Source organism: Aurantimonas sp., assembly GCF_964217435.1.
Lineage (GTDB): Bacteria > Pseudomonadota > Alphaproteobacteria > Rhizobiales > Rhizobiaceae > Aurantimonas > Aurantimonas coralicida.
In genome coordinates, this window is record NZ_CAXPJM010000029.1 from 31,538 (window position 1) to 47,930 (window position 16,393).

Here is a 16,393-nt window from a genome sequence, read left to right on the forward strand (position 1 = left end):
TTAGCCGCATGGATGCCGATGGCAAGGCTGACAGGCCCGAACGCTCCCTATATAGAGGCCGAATTCACAAAACGGGTTTGCCATGACTGGTATGCAGCGCTCCTCGAGCGATCTCGATGTCCGCCGCCGCAAGGCGTTGTTCCGCTCGTGGCATCGGGGCATCCGCGAGATGGACCTGGTGCTCGGCCGGTTCGCGGATGCCGAGATCGACAAGCTCACCGATGACGAGCTCACCGAGTACGAGCAGCTGATGGAAGCGCCGGATCGCGACCTGTTCCAGTGGCTGACCGGCGAAGCGCCGACGCCGCCGAATCACGACACGCCGGTCTTCCGCCGCATCCGCGACTTCTACAGCACTGGCTGGGAGGATCAGCCATGAGCCTGCCTCCGTCGCTGAAGAAGGCGATCGAGAAGGGTGCCGGTGTCGAGATCGGCAACGTCATCGACGGCTACGAGGCGTTCCTGCTCGCCGACATCGTGCGTCTGCGCGGCGGCAAGACGCCGGTGGTCTTCGTCATGCGCGACGGCAACCGCGTGGCCGCACTGGAAGACGCGCTGCGCTTCGTCGCGCCCGACCTGCCGGTTCTGACCCTGCCGGCCTGGGACTGCCTGCCCTATGACCGCGTCGGCCCATCGGGCGACGCGGCGGCGCGGCGCCTGTCGGCGATGACGGCGATCAATGCACTGCGCCTGGCGCCGCACCGGGCGCTGATCCTGACGACGGCCAATGCGCTGCTGCAGAAGATGCCGCCGGCGGACGTGCTGGCCGAGGAGATGATCTCCGCCAAGGCGGGCCATCGCATCGCCATGGAAGACATCGTCCGCGCCCTGCAGCGGGGCGGCTTCGAGCGGGTGGCGACCGTGCGCGAACGCGGCGAGTTCGCCGTGCGCGGTGGTATTCTCGACCTGTTCGCGCCCGGCGAGGAAGAGCCTGTGCGTCTCGACTTCTTCGGCGACACGCTGGAGACGATCCGCGCCTTCGATCCGGCCAGCCAGCGCACCATCCGGCAGCTCAAGAGCTTCGAACTGGCGCCGGTCTCCGAGGTCACGCTGCGCGAAGAGACGATCAGCCGGTTCCGGGGCAATTACGTCAAGCGCTTCGGCGCGCCGCTGCGCTCGGATGCGCTCTACTCCTCGATCAGCGAGGGCAAGCGCTTCTCCGGCATGGAGCACTGGCTGCCGCTGTTCTACGAAAAGCTCGACACGCTGTTCGACTATTGCGCCGGGTTCCCGATGGTCCTCGACCATCTGACGCTGGAATCGGTGGCCGAACGACGCACGACGATCGAGGATCATTACGACGCCCGCAAGCGCGGCGCCGGCGAATCCAGCGCCGAAGCCGTGCCCTACAATCCGGTCGAGCCGGACGATCTCTATCTGTCGCAGGACGAGCTGGCGGGCGGCATCGCCAGCAGCGACCCGATCCGCCTGTCGGCCTATGCGGCGAGCGACGCGGCCAACCACGCCGTGTTCAACATCGACATCACCCGCGGCCGCAGCTTCGCGGCCGAGCGCGCCAGTGGCGACGTCAACGTCTTCCAGGCGGCGGTCGACCACATCGGACGGCTGCGCGCCGGCGGCAAGCGGGTCGTGCTCGCGGCGTGGACCGAAGGGTCGCGTGAGCGCCTGACCCAGGTCGTCGAAGAGCACGGGCTGGAGAACATCAAGGCCGCCGACAGCCTGAAGAAGGTCAACGAGGCGCCGAAGAATCTCGTCATGACGGCGGTGCTGGGGGTCGAGGCCGGCTTCGAGACCCCCGATCTCGCCATTGTCGGCGAGCAGGATATCCTCGGCGACCGCCTGGTGCGCCGTGGCCGCAAGAAGCGCGCCGCCAATTTCATCGCCGAGGCCTCGGGCCTCGACGAGGGCGATATCGTCGTCCATGTCGACCACGGCATCGGCCGCTTCGTCGGCCTGAAGACGATCGAGGCGGCCGGGGCGCCGCATGATTGCCTGGAGCTGCGCTACCAGGGCGACAACCGCCTGTTCCTGCCGGTCGAGAATATCGAGCTTCTGTCGCGCTATGGCGGCGAGGGCTCTGAGGCGATGCTCGACAAGCTGGGCGGCGGCGCCTGGCAGGCCCGCAAGGCCAAGCTGAAGAAGCAGCTTCTGGAGATGGCCGACGGCCTGATCCGCATCGCGGCGGCCCGGCAGATGCGCGGCGCCCCGCGGCTGCTGCCGCCGGAAGGGCTGTGGGACGAGTTCGCGGCGCGTTTCCCCTATGAGGAGACCGAGGACCAGCTCAACGCCATTGACGCGGTCGCCGACGATCTGGCGGCGGGCCGGCCGATGGACCGGTTGATCTGCGGCGATGTCGGCTTCGGCAAGACCGAGGTGGCGCTGCGCTCGGCCTTCATCGGCGCGATGAACGGGCTGCAGGTGGCCGTGGTGGTGCCGACGACGCTGCTGGCGCGCCAGCACTACAAGACCTTCTCCGAGCGCTTCCGCGGCCTGCCGCTAAACGTGGCGCAGGCCTCGCGGCTGGTCTCGTCGAAGGAGCTCTCGCAGACCAAGAAAGGCCTCACCGACGGAACCGTCGACATCGTCGTCGGCACCCATGCGCTGCTCGGCAAGGCGGTCGACTTCAAGAATCTCGGCCTGCTGATCATCGACGAAGAGCAGCATTTCGGCGTCAAGCACAAGGAGCGGCTGAAGGAGCTGAAGTCGGACGTCCACGTCCTGACCCTGTCGGCGACGCCGATCCCGCGCACCCTGCAGCTGGCGCTGACCGGCGTGCGGGAATTGTCGCTGATCACCACGGCGCCGGTCGACCGCATGGCGGTGCGCACCTTCGTGTCGCCCTTCGACCCGCTGGTGGTGCGCGAGACTCTGCTGCGCGAGCGCTATCGCGGCGGCCAGAGCTTCTATGTCTGCCCGCGGGTCTCCGACCTCGCCGACGTGAAGGGCTTCCTCGATGCCGAGGTGCCTGAGCTGAAGGTGGCCGTGGCGCACGGCCAGATGGCGGCGACCGAGCTCGACGACATCATGAACGCCTTCTACGAGGGCCAGTACGACGTGCTGCTGTCGACGACGATCGTCGAATCGGGCCTCGACATCCCGTCGGCCAACACGATGATCGTCCACCGTGCCGACATGTTCGGCCTGTCCCAGCTTTACCAGCTGCGCGGCCGGGTCGGCCGGTCCAAGGTCCGCGCCTATGCGCTCCTGACGATCCCGGCGAACAAGACGCCGACCAAGGGCGCCGACCGCCGCCTGAAGGTGCTGCAGTCGCTGGACACGCTCGGGGCGGGTTTCCAGCTCGCGTCCCACGACCTCGACCAGCGCGGCGCCGGCAACATCCTCGGCGACGAGCAGTCCGGCCACGTCAAGGAAGTCGGCTTCGAGCTCTACCAGCAGATGCTGGAAGAGGCGGTGGCCGAGATGAAGGGCGAGGAGAGCGCCGGCGGCGGCCAGTGGTCGCCGCAGATCGCACTGGGCACGTCGGTGATGATCCCCGAGAGCTACGTCCCGGACCTGCAGCTTCGCATGACGCTGTACCGGCGCATCGCCGATCTCTCGGACGCCCGCGAGATCGACGCCTTCGGCGCAGAGATGATCGACCGCTTCGGGCCGATGCCGACCGAGGTCGAGCACCTGTTGAAGGTGGTCTTCATCAAGTCGCTGTGCCGCAAGGCGAATATCGAGAAGCTCGATTCCGGGCCGAAGGGCCTGGTGGTCACCTTCCGCGACAAGAGCTTCCCCAATCCGGGCGCGCTGGTGCGCTATATTTCGGAGCAGGGCGCCTCGGCCAAGATCCGCGCCGACCACTCGGTGGTGCTGATCCGCGACTGGCCGACACCAGAGAAGCGGCTGAACGGGGCGGCGACCATCGCCACCCAGCTCGCGCGCTTTGCCGAAGAGGGGCAGAAGAAGGCCGCCTGAGGGCGGTCTTCCCGTGGCTCTGCACAACTCCGGCGGCGCTTCAGCCGCTGGAGATGCCACTCACAATTTTGCCGCGAGACTGTCCTTCAAGCGGGCCATGTCTCACTGCTCAGCTTCATCACCTCGTCTGCGGCCGGCCCGCCTTCTGGCAACCGCCGTCATGGTGGCCGCCGTCTCCGGGGCCGTGCCCGTGCGGGCGGAAATGGTCGACGCCGATGCGGTGACGCTGCGGACCATCGAGGGCCGGATCAACGAGGCCGGCATCTGCACGTCGTTGGCATTCGATCTGAGGGTCGTCTCTGCGCTCGTCGGCTTTCCGATCCCCAGCTTCATCCCCATCGACACCACTCTGCGCTGGAACCAGAGCCGCCACACCGTGACGCGGTTTGCCTCGACGCCGACCGAGGTGCGGCTGGATTTCCAGATGGGCTGTCAGCCGGGCAGCAACGGTGCGGTGCTCGAGTTCATCGGCCTTGAGCCAAAGGACGTGCGGCTGGCGGATGCGGTCGCCTGTGCTGGCGAACGGGCCGGCGACGGCAGTCTGGAGACCCTCGTGTGCGCGCCGGAGGGGCGGATCGGCCGGTTTCTGTCGAAGACGATGATGGGGCTGTCGGCCAAGGTCGGGCGGCTGCTGCCGATGAACCTCGCGGTGCCGGTCAGCGAAGTCGTGGCGCCCTTCGGCCCGACGCGGCCGGCGGACGCGCCGACGACAGCGCCGACCGCCGCGGACCCGCTGGCGGAGCCGGATGCCCCGCCGGCGCTGCCGGAGGGGCCTGATCAGTTGCCGGCTGCTGAGGCCGGCGACGCAGAGGCCGGGACGGACAACGAGGCGACCGAGACGAGCACCGCTGACCGATCGACGCTCTGGCCGGCTGCCTCGTTAGACAGCCGGCGTCGCTATTCGACGCTGGCCGGATCGCGCCAGAAGGCCGGCAGCTGATAGCCGTAGAGCGGCGTCGTCTCGGGATGCTGGATGAACTTCCAGCGCGCCAGCCATTGTTCCGGCAGGTGGAACAGCGGCAGGACGTAATAGCCGGAGATCAGCAGCCGGTCGTAGGCCCGCACCGCCGTGACGAAGTCCTCGCGCGAGCGCGCCGCGACGATCTCGCCGATCATGGTGTCGAGCGCCGGATCGGATGCGCCGGCATAGTTGAACGTGCCGGGAAGATCGCGCGACACCGATCCCCAGCGATAGACCTGTTCGGCACCGGGCGAGAGCGAGGCCGAATAGGTGGCGAGGATCATGTCGTAGTCATAGGCGTTCTTGCGCGCCTGATACTGGGCGTCGTCCACCTGCCGGATGGTGGCCTGGATGCCGACCCGGTCGAGGGACCGCTTGTAGGCCAGTGCGATGCGCTCCTGTTCCGACGACTGGACGAGGATCTCGAAGGCCAGCGGCTTGCCGTCAGGGCCGATCAGCGAGCGCCCTTCGAACTGGTAGCCGGCATCGCGCAGGGCCGACACAGCCGCCTGCAGCGCCTTCCGGTCGCTGCCGCTGCCATCGGTCTGCATCGGCGCGTAGCTGCCGTCCAGGACCTCCGGATCGACCGCGTCGACATGGTCCCCGAGAAGCGTCCGCTCCTCGTCGGAAGCGGGCCTGCCGAAGCTCGACAGTTCCGAATTCTGGAAGAAGCTGCCGGTGCGCGCATAGGCGTCGTAGAAAAGGTTGTGGTTCGCCCATTCGAAATCGAACAGCATCGACAGGCCCTTGCGGACCGCGCGGTCGGCAAAGACATCGCGGCGGGTGTTGAAGACGAAGCCGAGCATGTTGGAAGGCGCGCCGGAGGTGAAGCTCTCCAGCACCACGTCGCCCCTCGTCACCGCCGGGAAGTCATAGGCGGTGCGCCAGTGGTTCGGGTCGCCCTCGATATAGATGTGGGATAGGCCCTTCTTGAAGGCCTCGAACTGGGCGTTGGCGTCGCGGAAATACTCGATCGCGATGGTCTCGTAATTGTCGAAACCCTGCTTCACCGGCAGGTCCTTGCCCCAATAGTCGGGGTTCTTGCGATAGACGATGCGCTGGCCCGGCTCGACCGTGTCGATCACGTAGGGTCCGGAGCCGATCACCGGCTCCAGCGTCGTCTGCTCGAAGGTGTCGCGGTCGAAGGCGTGTTCGGGCAGGACCGGCAGGCCCGAGATCAGCATCGGCGTCTCGCGGTCGGCCGTGTCGTCGAAGGTGAAGCGGACGCCGTTCTCGCCGATCTTCTCTATCTCCACGGCCGGCCGCAGCCAGTTGGCGTACATCGGGCGGCCGTGCTCGCGCAGCATCTCGACGGTGAAGAGAACGTCTTGCGGGCGCACGGGCTTGCCGTCCGAGAAGGTCGCTTCGGGATTGAGCTGGAACTCGACGAAGCTGCGCGCGTCGTCGGTCTCAACGGTCTCGGCCAACAGGCCGTACATGGTGAAGGGCTCGTCCATGGAGCGCTGCATCAGCGGCTCGAAGACGAGATTGCCGAACTGCTTGTCGAACCAGAGGCCGCGGGCCGTGGTCAGCGCGCCGCGCACAATGACGGGGTTCAGATTGTCGAAGGTGCCGAAGACGCCGTAGCGCATGGTCCCGCCCTGCGGCGCGTCCGGATTGGCATAGGGCAGATGCTCGAAATCCGCCGGCAAGGCCGGTTCGCCCTGCATGGCGATGGCATGGGCCGGTTCGGCGACGGCCGGTGACGCGGCGCCGAGCGCGACCGCGACGCAGAACGGGGCGAGAAGCGCGCTGAGGCCTGTGGCGGCAGAAATGATCCGCATACGGTTCGATCGACTCCTGAAGTTCTGTAGGGCCGCGATTCTAGCGGGAAAGCATCAGCTTGCCTACCGGCGGGACGCGCGGCTCATTCGGCCGGGAGTCTTCAAACTGCCGTATTTGCGAAAGAGGTCGGGCCTCGTTAAGGAACGCATGTTTCCGCACCATTCATGCCGAAAGGAATTGAGGCCTGTGACGCACCGTCTGATGAACGCCACCACCGGGATGCTCGCCGCCGGGCTGCTCGGATTTGCGACGCTCGGCGCCGGCGTATCCGGCGCGATCGCCCAAACCGCTGCTCCTTCAGGGGCCGCCCCCGCTGCCGGGCAGCGTCCGCAAGCCGTGCCCGCCGAATGGTTCAAGGTCTGCTCGACCCAGGGCGAGAACGAGATCTGCAACACGCAGTACACGCTGATCGCCGACACGCGGCAGCTGATCACCGCCGTCAACCTGATCAACGTCAAGGGCAAGGTGAACCAGAAGGTTCTCCAGGCCGTGGTCCCGACCGGCCGGGTGATCCCCGCCGGCGTGCAGGTGAAGGTCGACGACAAGGCACCGCAGACGCTCAACTATTCGGTGTGCTTCCAGGACCGCTGCATCGCCGAGGCCGAGCTGACCGATGCGATGGTCGCCTCGATGAAGGCCGGCAAGCAGATGAACGTCACCTCGATCAATTTCCAGCGCCAGGCCAATCCGGTTCCGATCACGCTGTCGGGCTTCACGGATGCCTATGACGGCGCGCCGAAGGCCCAGCCGGAACTGGCCCAGCGCCAGCAGGAGCTCAACGAGGCCCTGCAGAAGCAGGCCGAGGAGCGCCGCAAGAAGTTCGAGGAAGCGCAGAATGCGGCTAAGAGCGGTGCCGCCGCCCAGTAAGGCTCTCGCGACCTTGCCAGACATGCAGACGGCGGCCTCTGGGCCGCCGTCTTGCGTTTGACGTCAGTGTCGGCGCCGCTGCGCCGGATGCTCCGGACAGCCGGCCCGGCGGGCGTCAGTTCCGGTGGGCGCCCTTCAGCTGATAGGCGCCGTCGACAGGGCCGTCGAACAATTCGCCGATCTGCGGATGCCGCACCGGGGTGCCGCTCTCGTCGGGCAGGAGGTTCTGCTCCGAGACATAGGCGATGTATTCGCTCTCGGCGTTCTCCGCGAACAGATGGTAGAAGGGCTGGTCCTTGCGCGGCCGCACGTCGGCGGGAATGGATTCGTACCACTCGTCGCTGTTGTCGAATTCCGGATCGACGTCGAAGATCACGCCGCGAAACGGAAATACGCGGTGCTTGACGACCTGTCCGATAAAGAAGCGAGCAGTTTGCATAGACGTGAAGTCTCCCTTAAGGCACGGGAAATAGCCAATCTGACCGGTGCAGCGCAAGCGCGCAGGTCCGGCCGAGACGAACGTCCCCGCATGTTTTCCAGTTTCACTGCCAGGCCGAGACCGTGATCGAGATCATCGGGCTCATCTCGCCATTCTTCGTCCTGATCGGCCTCGGCTTCGGGGCGGGACGAATCGTCGACAGGCCGCTCGAAGGCCTCGCCTGGCTGAACGTCTTCGTCATCTACATTGCGCTGCCGGCGCTGTTCTTCCAGCTTCTCGCACGCACGCCTGTCGAGAAACTGGCCAGCATCGGCTTCATCGCCGCGACGACCCTTGCGACCTTCGTCATCTTCGTCGTCGGCTTCGTCCTGGCGCTGGTGCGGTCCCGCGCCGACATCCCGGTCGCCACCATCCAGGGGCTGGCGGGCGCTTATGGCAATATCGGCTATATGGGGCCGGGGATCGCGATGGCGGCCTTCGGTCCGGCCGCCGCCGTGCCGGTGGCGTTGATCTTCTGCTTCGACAACATCCTGCATTTCGTCATGGCGCCGCTGATGATGGCGGTCGGCGGCGACCGCAGCCGGCCGACCAGCGTCGTGGCGCGGGAAGTGCTCCTGAAGATCTTCACCCACCCGTTCATCCTGGCGACGATCGTCGGCGTTGCGGCGGCCATCGTGCAGTTTCGCCCGCCCGAGCCGATCGAGCGGCTGCTGGAGCTTCTGGCCAATGCCGCCGCGCCCTGCGCGCTCTTCGCCATGGGCGTGACCCTGGCGCTGCGTCCGCTGAAGCGCGTTCCCATGGAACTGAGCACGATCGTGCCGATGAAGCTCCTGGTGCAGCCCGTCGTCGCCTGGCTGCTCCTGGGCGTCTTCGGCGATTTCGACCCGATCTGGGTGCAGACGGCGATCCTTCTCGCCTGCCTGCCGACCGCCACCAACGTCTTCGTCATGGCGCAGCAATACGGGGTCTGGGTCGAGCGCGCCTCGGCCACGGTGCTCGTCACCACCGTCCTGTCGGTGGGGACTGTGACCCTGCTGCTGTTCCTCCTGTCCTCAGGTCTCGTGCCGACCGATCCGTTCCCGCAGTGAGCGGGGAATGCCGGTCAGGCCGGCGCCGGGGCTGAGACCCTCGCGCATGGCGAACTGGCGCAGGAGCGGCAGGGCGCGCATGGCGCCGAGCCCGACCGAGCGGGCCATCTGGCTGGGCAGGAAATCGGCCAGCAGCGAGCGGTTGAGAAGATCGACGCCGATTGTGCGCGAGCGCACGTCCGAGCGCCGCGAGGCGTCGTAGCGCAGGAGCGTGACCCGCGCGCCGGGATCGTCGCGGCTCTCGCAGGCGAGGCGCACGATGTCCTCGCAATCGCGCAGCCCGAGATTGAGCCCCTGCGCACCGATCGGCGGAAAGACATGGGCGGCTTCCCCGACCAGGGCCAGCCGGTCGCCGGTGAAGCGGTCCACCGAGGCGCCGGAGAGCGGAAAGCGCTGGATCGGTTCCTCGACCGTGACCTCGCCGAGGATCGACTGCATCCGGTCCTCGATCATCCGCGACAGCTTGTCGGGCGCAAGTTCGGCATAGAGCTCGGCGAGCTTCGGCTCTTCCACCCAGACGAGCGACGAGTGCCGGCCCGGCAGCGGCACCTGGGTGAACGGGCCGGAGCGGGTATGGAACTCCGTCGAGATCGACCGATGGTCGATCCGGTGGCCGAAATTCAGGACGATGGCGCTTTGCGGGTAGGACCATTCGCGCAGGCCGATGCCGGCGGCTTCGCGCATCGGCGAGCGTCGGCCATCGGCCGCGACGACGAGATCGACGGCCAGGCTGCCGCCGTCGGCCAGTTCGACGACGGCGCGCTCGCCCTCGATGCGGTAGCCGCGCGCGGCCGTATCGCGGCGTTCGAGTTGCGGCGCGTCCGCCGCCTGCGCCTTCAGCGCGGCCAGGAGGTCGCTGTTGAGGACGTTGTAGCCGAAGGCCGACAGGCCGATCTCGCTGGCGCGGAACTCGACGGTCGGCGCGCGCAGAAGCCGGCGGGTGTCGTCGATCAGCCGCATCACCGCGAGCGGCTCCGCCTTGCTGCCGAGCGCCTCGAAGATGCCGAGATCGGACAGGAAGGCGACCGAGCGGCCGATCAGTGCCGTGCTGCGCCGGTCCGCCGGGGCGTCCGGCGCGATCAGCACCGTGTCGAAGCCGGCTTTTGCCAAGGCGAGTGCGGTGGCGGTGCCGGCCAGTCCGCCGCCGATGACGGCTATCTCTCTACGTTCCATGCCTGCGGTCCAGATCCGGTGCCAGATGCGGCCAAAAACCGCCGATCGAGGCCGTTGTCGTTCGTTTCGCTTGGAATTCGCACATACGCCCGTTACAGCGGATGACAATGGCCGCGTGCTGCGGCACGCCGCCATGCGACGAATCGATCCGGACATTTGATGGCAGACGCAGTCAGAAATATCGACAAGTGGCGCGCTTTCGGCGTGCATCTCCTGACCGCCAGCGGCGCCTTCCTGGCGTTCATGTCGCTGATCGCCGCCGGCGAGGGGCGCTGGGTGGCCATGTTCGGCTGGCTGGGCTTGGCGCTGTTCGTCGACGGCATCGACGGGCCGATGGCGCGCAAGATCGAGATCAAGCGGATCCTGCCGAACTGGTCCGGCGACGTGCTCGACGCGGTGATCGACTATGCGACCTTCGTGATGATCCCCGCGGTCGGGCTCTATCTGTCCGGCCTGATCGGCGAGCCATGGTCGGGCGTCGCGGCGGCGCTGATCGTGATCTCCAGCGCGATCTACTACGCCGACACGCGCATGAAGACGAAGGCCAATTACTTTCGCGGCTTCCCCGTCGCGTGGAACATGGTGGTCTTCACCTTCTTCGCGGTGCAGCCGAGCCAGGCGGTCGCCTTCGGCTTCGTCGTCCTGTGCACCGTGGCGACGTTCCTGCCCATCCAGTTCCTGCATCCGGTGCGGGTCGTGCGGCTGCGTCTCGTCAATCTGTCGATCTTCGCGGTCTGGTCGGTGCTGGGCCTGATCGCCCTGTTCAACAATTTCGACAGTCCGGACTGGGTGCGCTGGGGACTTGTGCTCAGCGGCCTCTATCTGTTCGCCATCGGCGGCGTCGTCCAGCTTCTGGATCGCAGACGCCGCTGAGCGAACGCATCAGGGAGACAGGGATGAGCAAGGCGATCATGGTCCACGAGGTGGGCGGACCGGACGTGATGAAGTGGGAAGAGCACGATCCCGGCCAGCCGGGTGAGGGCGAGGTCCGGGTCCGGCAGACGGCCGCGGGCGTCAACTTCATCGACGTCTATTTCCGGACCGGCGTCTACAAGGCGCCGCAGATGCCCTTCGCTCTCGGCAAGGAAGGCGCCGGCGTCGTCACCGCCGTCGGTTCAGGAACGGACCGGTTCAAGGTCGGCGACCGCATCGCCTATAACGGCGTTGCCGGCAGCTATGCCGAAGAGGTCGTGGTCGCCGCGGACAAGGCCGTGAAGATCCCCGACACGATCGACGACCACACCGCCGCGGCGATCATGCTGAAGGGCATGACGGCGGAATATCTCCTGCGCCGGACGTTCAAGGTCGGACCGGAGACGGTGCTGCTGTTCCATGCCGCTGCCGGCGGGGTGGGGCTGATCGCCGGCCAGTGGGCCAAGCATCTGGGCGCGACGGTGATCGGCACCGCTGGGTCGCCGGAGAAATGCGAACTGGCGCTGCAGAACGGCTACGATCACGTCATCAACTACCGCGACGCGGATTTCGTCGAGAAGGTTCGCGAGATCACCGACGGCCGCAAATGCGACGTGGTCTATGATTCCGTCGGCAAGGACACGTTCCCCGCCAGCCTCGACTGCCTGAAGGCGCGCGGCCTGTGGGTGAGCTTCGGTCAGTCCTCGGGCAACGTCCCGCCATTCGACATCGGCATCCTGAACCAGAAGGGCTCGCTCTTCGCCACGCGCCCGAGCCTGTTCGGCTACAACACCAGCCGCGATGAACTCGACGCCTCGGCGAAGGCGCTGTTCGACGTGGTGGGATCGGGTGCGGTGAAGATCACCATCGGCCAGACCTATCCGGTCGCAGAAGCCGCCCAGGCGCATCGCGATCTGGAAGCGCGCAAGACTACCGGGGCGACCATCCTGACGATGTGATGGGCGCGGAGCTCTTCCGCCGGTCGGTTCAGGCCGGCGGAAGAGCTCGCGGCATCAGGGCGCGTCGCCGAGAACGATGGCGCGCGCCTCGGCATATTTCCCGAGGCGGCGTTCGTCGTCTTCGGTCACCGTGCCCAGGCGGGTCCGGTCGGAATTGTCGGCCAGATCTGCCAGCTTGACGATGCGCGCCAGATCATTGTCCCGGGCGCGCCGGACGGCGTCGAAATAATCCTCATCTGCGCGATGGGTGAGGGCGTCGACGGCATCCACGACGGCGTCCGAAAACCCTTCCTCGCGCAGCCCCTCCAGAGTCCAGTCGCTGTCCTCCACGACGTCGTGAAGGAGCGCGACGATCCTGGCCTCGTGGCCGGTGACCGCGTCGCAGACCCGGAGCGGATGGGTGATGTAATCGGCGCCGGCCTTGTCGACCTGCCCGGCATGGGCACTCTCGGCAATGGCGCGGGCCCGCTCGATCGTTGCCATGGGTACACTCTCCACAACTACCACGGGGACGCGGCAGGTCTCGTTACTGCAAAGAAAAAGGCAGTTGGAAAGGGGGGAGGACCCCTTCCAACTGCCTTACTGCAATCAGCGGCGCGGGAAGATTTGGGAGGGAGAACGTGCCGCCGATATCTGACCAATGCACGCGAACCGATTCCGATCCTTCGCCTAGCCCGACTTTTTGTAGCCGTCTATTGTTCCGCACTCAGTGCCGGGCGTTCCGCCGGTTCGCGACAAGCGTCGCGATGACCATGCCGGCCAGCATCATCGGCAGGAAGACCAGCGTTCCCGGCGCGCCGAGGACCAGTGCAGTCCAGGCCGGACCCGGACAGAAACCGCCGATGCCCCAGCCAATGCCGAAGATCGCCGCTCCGACGACGAGATTGCGATCGATGTCGCTTCGGGTCGGAAGCTGGAACTCCGAAAGGAGATACGGGTGGCCGCGCGGCAGGACGATCCGGTAGCCGATGAAGGTCGTCAACGCGGCGCCGCCCATGACGAAGGCGAGGCTCGGATCCCAGGTGCCCGCGACATCGAGGAAGTTCAGGATCTTGGCCGGGTCGGACATGCCGGCGACGATGAGGCCGACGCCGAAGAGCAGGCCTGCGAGAAAGCCGAAGAGAGGGCGCATGATGTTCCTCCTCAAACGAGGTGACGCAGGACGAAGACCGTCCCGGCAGCGAAGGCCATGAATGTCGCAACGGCGACCAGCGAGCGGCCGGACAGGCGGGCCAGCCCGCAGACACCGTGGCCACTGGTGCATCCCGAACCGGTGACGGTGCCGTAACCGACCAGGAGGCCGGCAATGCCCATGGCAACGAGGCTGGTCGGAACGGTCTGGGCGACGGGTTCGCCGCTGACCATGAAGACGAGCAGCGGTGCGGCGACGAGGCCGAGAATGAAGGCCAGACGCCAGATCCAGTCGTCACGGCGACCGGGAAGCGCCCCGGCGGTGATCCCGGCAATGCCGGCGATGCGTCCGAACAGCGCCATGACCATCACGGCGGACAGGCCGATCAGGACGCCGCCGGCGAGCGACGCGAAGGGCGTATAGGGGGTGATGGTCTCGAGCGGCACGGATCGGCTCCTCAGGTTGGGTGGCGTGGGGGCCGGGAAGCGGTCAGGCGAGAAAGGCCATTCCGCTCTTCACCAGCATGTAGATGGCGACCAGCATGATGAGGCCGGCGAAGGCGATATCGAGCGCCCCTTTGCGGCCGGACAGCCAGCGCGCGATGTAGGCGCCGGCAACGCCGCCGGCGAGGCCGCCCGCGATGAAGACCAGCGCCAGCGGCCAGTCGACATAGCCGGACAGGGCGTAGTTCAACGCCGTCGTCAGTCCGAAGGCAGTGATCGCGACAAGCGACGTGCCGATGGCGTTCAGCATCGTCATGCCCGTCGCGGCGACGAGGCTGGGCACGATCAGGAAGCCGCCGCCGATCCCGAAGAAGCCGGAAAACGCCCCCGTTCCGGCGCCATAGCCGACAACCTTCGGTGCGTTCTGCCGGTTGCACTCGATGTCGTGATCGCCGCCATGGCCGCGGTGACGGAACATCATGACGCCGACCCCGATCATCAGCAGGGCGAAGGCGAAGAGCAGCTGCTCGCCATCGATCAGCTTGCCGAGGGTCGATCCGGCGAGCGCCCCGACGATGCCTGCCGCGCTGTAGACGAAGGCGCAGCGCCATTTCACATGGCCGAGCCGGGCATGGGTGACGAGATTGCCGGCGGCGTTCGCGGCGACGGCGAAGGCACTGGTCCCGATCGCCATATGGGCGCCGGGCACGCCGACGAGATAGACCATCAGCGGGACGGCGAGGATCGACCCGCCACCGCCGAACAGCCCGAGCGACAGCCCGACCAGCGAGCCGGAGAAGGCGCCGAGGAGATACTGGACGAGGGTGAGGGTCATGGCGAAGGGCTCGATGGGCGCGGGGGCCGCGCGGACGCTGGCGGGCGGTGATCATGGGCCCGCCGGACGTTCATCCGTCCGGCGGACCTGGCCGGCTGTCGCTCAGTCCTTGAGCGGCAGGCCGCAATCGCACCAAGACTTCAGCCCACCCTCGATCGGCTTGGCCTCGTAGCCCATCTCGGTCAGCGTCTTGGCGGCAAGCGCGGCGCGTGCGCCCGACGCGCAGAGCACGTAGACCGGCGTCTCGCCGCCATGGGCCCTGGTCAGCGGCGGATGGGCGCTCTGCGCCGTCGGATCGGCCTTGGCTTCCAGAAAGCCGCGTGGGATGTGAACGGCGTCGGCGACCTCGCCGCTCTCGGCCAGTTCATGGGCCTCGCGCACGTCGAGGATCACGCCGCCCGAGGCATGGGCCTCGGTCGGCGCAATGGTTCCGGTGGCGGCCTTCGCGTCGGCGACATAGTCCTGCATGGTCTTGTGCATCACGGGGCTCCTCAGAAACGGTTGGCCGGGATCTTGAAATAATGGTTGCCGTCGCTCTCGGCCGGCGGCAGGCGCCCGCCGCGCAGATTGACCTGCAGGGCGTGCAGCATCCGGTCGGGCAGATCGAGCGTGGCATCGCGCGCGTCGCGTGTCTCGACAAACTCGGCTTCACTCGTGCCATCACTGACATGGGCGTTGTCGCGGCGGTGCTCGTCCACGGTCGCTTCCCACTGGATCTCGTCGCGGGAGTCGGTGCCATAGTCGTGGCCGACGAAGAGGCGCGTGTCGCCGGGCAGCGACAGGATCTCGCGGATGCTGGCCCATAGCGTGCGGGACGAACCGCCGGGGAAGTCAGCCCGGCTCGAGCCCATGTCGGGATACATCAGCGTGTCGTGGACGAAAGCCGCGTCGCCGACGACATAGGTGATCGAGCCCAGCGTATGGCCGGGGGACAGCATCACGCGGACGTCGATGTTGCCGATGGTGAAGGTGTCGCCGTCATTCCAGAGCCGGTCGAAGTCGCGGGCGGGATCGAAGGCCTCGGGCAGATTGTAGAGGCCGCGCCACAACTCGGCGATCTCGATGACCTTGCTGCCGATGGCGGTCGGCGCGCCGAGCTTTTCCTTCAGATAGGCGGAGGCCATCATGTGGTCGGCGTGGGGATGGGTGTCGAGAATCCACTCGATCTCGAGGCCCTCCCGCGCGACATGGGCGAGGATCTCGTCGGCGCTCTCGGTCGACGTGCGGGCCTCGGCAGGATTGAAGTTCAGCACGACGTCGATCAGTGCGGCCTTGCGCGTCGCCGGATCGGCACAGACATACTGAACGGAGCCGGTATCCTCTTCGTAGAATCCCCAGATGTCCGGGGAGCCTGCGCCGCGAGATGGGCTGTGTCGGGTCAACATGCGGACGTCTCCTCTAGCGTCTTGTGGTCGGGCCGTGGCACGGGGCGATGGCCGTACGGGCCGTGCCCGACCGTATTGAAATGAGGCAAATCGCTTTGGGTTTCGCCGTTGCCAGTGTATATATGCGCCATGCCTAAATTAGACAAGCCTAATATTGAGATTCCGGACGAGCGATCGCCGATGGCGCAGGCGCTCGACGAGAAGGCCGCGGACGTCGCCGCCATGCTGTCGCTGATGGCGAATCCGCATCGGTTGCGCATCCTGTGCCGCCTGGCGGAAGGCGAGGCTTCGGTCGGAGCGCTTGGGCAGGAGGCGGGGCTGAGCCAATCGGCGCTGTCGCAGCATCTGGCCCGGTTGCGTACGGGCGGGCTCGTCACCACGCGGCGGGAAGCCCAGACGATCTTCTACTCGCTGGCGAATGACGAGACCCGGGCGATCATGGAGGCGATGTACCGCGTCTTCTGTGCACCCGAGCTCGACCAGGCGCGCTGACGGCGACGCCCACGTCTCCGGCGCGGCGGATCTGACCTCA

General features: G+C 66.9%; 17 protein-coding genes. 8 read left to right on the forward strand and 9 right to left on the reverse strand.

The genetic code is table 11. The annotated features are described in order from the left end of the window. Positions 1–82: 82 nt before the first annotated feature. The 3 genes from ACEQX1_RS12565 to ACEQX1_RS12575 all read left to right on the forward strand — a co-directional run bounded on the left by ACEQX1_RS12565 (position 83) and on the right by ACEQX1_RS12575 (position 4,822). Positions 83–379 (forward strand): succinate dehydrogenase assembly factor 2, encoded by a 297-nt coding sequence (locus ACEQX1_RS12565; RefSeq protein ID WP_187389704.1) that lies wholly within the window; start codon positions 83–85, stop codon positions 377–379. After that, positions 376–3,882 carry a transcription-repair coupling factor gene (gene mfd, locus ACEQX1_RS12570; RefSeq protein ID WP_370196879.1) on the forward strand — a complete coding sequence of 1,169 codons (3,507 nt, stop codon included), beginning with the start codon at positions 376–378 and terminating at the stop codon, positions 3,880–3,882. Before ACEQX1_RS12565 ends, mfd begins: the two co-directional genes overlap by 4 nt. A 160-nt stretch (positions 3,883–4,042) precedes the next feature. Continuing rightward, a complete protein-coding gene (locus tag ACEQX1_RS12575) occupies positions 4,043–4,822 on the forward strand; it encodes a hypothetical protein (protein WP_370195556.1) in 780 nt (259 codons plus the stop codon). On the opposite strand, the gene ACEQX1_RS12580 is transcribed toward ACEQX1_RS12575, so the two are convergent. Then, positions 4,780–6,627, reverse strand: coding sequence for an extracellular solute-binding protein (locus ACEQX1_RS12580; protein WP_370195555.1), 1,848 nt, complete (start codon positions 6,625–6,627; stop codon positions 4,780–4,782). The genes ACEQX1_RS12575 and ACEQX1_RS12580 overlap by 43 nt on opposite strands. A 187-nt stretch (positions 6,628–6,814) precedes the next feature. Between ACEQX1_RS12580 and ACEQX1_RS12585 the strand changes: the two genes are divergently transcribed. Next, positions 6,815–7,495, forward strand: coding sequence for an invasion associated locus B family protein (locus ACEQX1_RS12585; RefSeq protein ID WP_228240552.1), 681 nt, complete (start codon positions 6,815–6,817; stop codon positions 7,493–7,495). 115 nt (positions 7,496–7,610) lie between these two features. Here ACEQX1_RS12585 and hspQ read toward each other — a convergent pair whose 3' ends face one another. Then, positions 7,611–7,934: a heat shock protein HspQ gene (hspQ, locus tag ACEQX1_RS12590; RefSeq protein WP_370195554.1), complete on the reverse strand. Its 324-nt coding sequence runs from the start codon at positions 7,932–7,934 to the stop codon at positions 7,611–7,613. Between the two features lie 122 nt (positions 7,935–8,056). On the opposite strand from hspQ, the gene ACEQX1_RS12595 reads away from it, so the two are divergent. Continuing rightward, entirely contained in the window at positions 8,057–9,022 is a 966-nt protein-coding gene (locus ACEQX1_RS12595) for an AEC family transporter (RefSeq protein WP_370195553.1), read from the forward strand. On the opposite strand, the gene ACEQX1_RS12600 is transcribed toward ACEQX1_RS12595, so the two are convergent. Further along, positions 8,987–10,195 carry a UbiH/UbiF family hydroxylase gene (locus ACEQX1_RS12600; RefSeq protein WP_370195552.1) on the reverse strand — a complete coding sequence of 403 codons (1,209 nt, stop codon included), beginning with the start codon at positions 10,193–10,195 and terminating at the stop codon, positions 8,987–8,989. The two genes, ACEQX1_RS12595 and ACEQX1_RS12600, sit on opposite strands and share 36 nt — an antisense overlap. A 159-nt stretch (positions 10,196–10,354) precedes the next feature. On the opposite strand from ACEQX1_RS12600, the gene pcsA reads away from it, so the two are divergent. Beyond that, complete coding sequence (pcsA, locus tag ACEQX1_RS12605) at positions 10,355–11,068, forward strand: phosphatidylcholine synthase (protein WP_188077707.1); 714 nt, start codon at positions 10,355–10,357, stop codon at positions 11,066–11,068. A gap of 23 nt (positions 11,069–11,091) precedes the next feature. Further along, a complete protein-coding gene (locus tag ACEQX1_RS12610; RefSeq protein ID WP_370195551.1) occupies positions 11,092–12,066 on the forward strand; it encodes a quinone oxidoreductase in 975 nt (324 codons plus the stop codon). A 54-nt stretch (positions 12,067–12,120) separates the two neighbouring features. On the opposite strand, the gene ACEQX1_RS12615 is transcribed toward ACEQX1_RS12610, so the two are convergent. From ACEQX1_RS12615 to ACEQX1_RS12640, 6 genes are all read right to left on the reverse strand, one after another. Beyond that, entirely contained in the window at positions 12,121–12,549 is a 429-nt protein-coding gene (locus tag ACEQX1_RS12615; RefSeq protein WP_370195550.1) for an HD domain-containing protein, read from the reverse strand. Positions 12,550–12,772: 223 nt separating this feature from the next. Next, on the reverse strand, positions 12,773–13,198 hold the full coding sequence (locus tag ACEQX1_RS12620) for a DUF6691 family protein (protein ID WP_370195549.1): 426 nt from the start codon (positions 13,196–13,198) through the stop codon (positions 12,773–12,775). Between the two features lie 11 nt (positions 13,199–13,209). After that, complete coding sequence (locus ACEQX1_RS12625; RefSeq protein ID WP_187389695.1) at positions 13,210–13,644, reverse strand: YeeE/YedE thiosulfate transporter family protein; 435 nt, start codon at positions 13,642–13,644, stop codon at positions 13,210–13,212. Between the two features lie 43 nt (positions 13,645–13,687). Then, positions 13,688–14,476, reverse strand: coding sequence for a sulfite exporter TauE/SafE family protein (locus ACEQX1_RS12630; protein ID WP_370195548.1), 789 nt, complete (start codon positions 14,474–14,476; stop codon positions 13,688–13,690). Positions 14,477–14,578: 102 nt separating this feature from the next. After that, the gene (locus ACEQX1_RS12635; protein ID WP_228240952.1) at positions 14,579–14,956 is read right to left on the reverse strand and encodes a rhodanese-like domain-containing protein; all 378 of its coding nucleotides are present in this window, start codon (positions 14,954–14,956) and stop codon (positions 14,579–14,581) included. 11 nt (positions 14,957–14,967) lie between these two features. Further along, entirely contained in the window at positions 14,968–15,861 is an 894-nt protein-coding gene (locus ACEQX1_RS12640; RefSeq protein WP_370195546.1) for an MBL fold metallo-hydrolase, read from the reverse strand. Between the two features lie 180 nt (positions 15,862–16,041). Between ACEQX1_RS12640 and ACEQX1_RS12645 the strand changes: the two genes are divergently transcribed. Beyond that, positions 16,042–16,353, forward strand: a complete 312-nt coding sequence (locus tag ACEQX1_RS12645) for a helix-turn-helix transcriptional regulator (RefSeq protein ID WP_024350687.1) — start codon at positions 16,042–16,044, stop codon at positions 16,351–16,353. Positions 16,354–16,393 lie beyond the last annotated feature (40 nt).

Coding starts and splice junctions, on each gene's coding strand:
- ACEQX1_RS12565 (WP_187389704.1), top strand. CDS start 83: ATGACTGGTATGCAGCGCTCCTCGAGCGATCTCGATGTCCGCCGCCGC.
- mfd (WP_370196879.1), top strand. CDS start 376: ATGAGCCTGCCTCCGTCGCTGAAGAAGGCGATCGAGAAGGGTGCCGGT.
- ACEQX1_RS12575 (WP_370195556.1), top strand. CDS start 4,043: ATGGTGGCCGCCGTCTCCGGGGCCGTGCCCGTGCGGGCGGAAATGGTC.
- ACEQX1_RS12580 (WP_370195555.1), bottom strand. CDS start 6,627: ATGCGGATCATTTCTGCCGCCACAGGCCTCAGCGCGCTTCTCGCCCCG.
- hspQ (WP_370195554.1), bottom strand. CDS start 7,934: ATGCAAACTGCTCGCTTCTTTATCGGACAGGTCGTCAAGCACCGCGTA.
- ACEQX1_RS12600 (WP_370195552.1), bottom strand. CDS start 10,195: ATGGAACGTAGAGAGATAGCCGTCATCGGCGGCGGACTGGCCGGCACC.
- pcsA (WP_188077707.1), top strand. CDS start 10,355: ATGGCAGACGCAGTCAGAAATATCGACAAGTGGCGCGCTTTCGGCGTG.
- ACEQX1_RS12610 (WP_370195551.1), top strand. CDS start 11,092: ATGAGCAAGGCGATCATGGTCCACGAGGTGGGCGGACCGGACGTGATG.
- ACEQX1_RS12615 (WP_370195550.1), bottom strand. CDS start 12,549: ATGGCAACGATCGAGCGGGCCCGCGCCATTGCCGAGAGTGCCCATGCC.
- ACEQX1_RS12620 (WP_370195549.1), bottom strand. CDS start 13,198: ATGCGCCCTCTCTTCGGCTTTCTCGCAGGCCTGCTCTTCGGCGTCGGC.
- ACEQX1_RS12630 (WP_370195548.1), bottom strand. CDS start 14,476: ATGACCCTCACCCTCGTCCAGTATCTCCTCGGCGCCTTCTCCGGCTCG.
- ACEQX1_RS12635 (WP_228240952.1), bottom strand. CDS start 14,956: ATGCACAAGACCATGCAGGACTATGTCGCCGACGCGAAGGCCGCCACC.
- ACEQX1_RS12640 (WP_370195546.1), bottom strand. CDS start 15,861: ATGTTGACCCGACACAGCCCATCTCGCGGCGCAGGCTCCCCGGACATC.
- ACEQX1_RS12645 (WP_024350687.1), top strand. CDS start 16,042: ATGGCGCAGGCGCTCGACGAGAAGGCCGCGGACGTCGCCGCCATGCTG.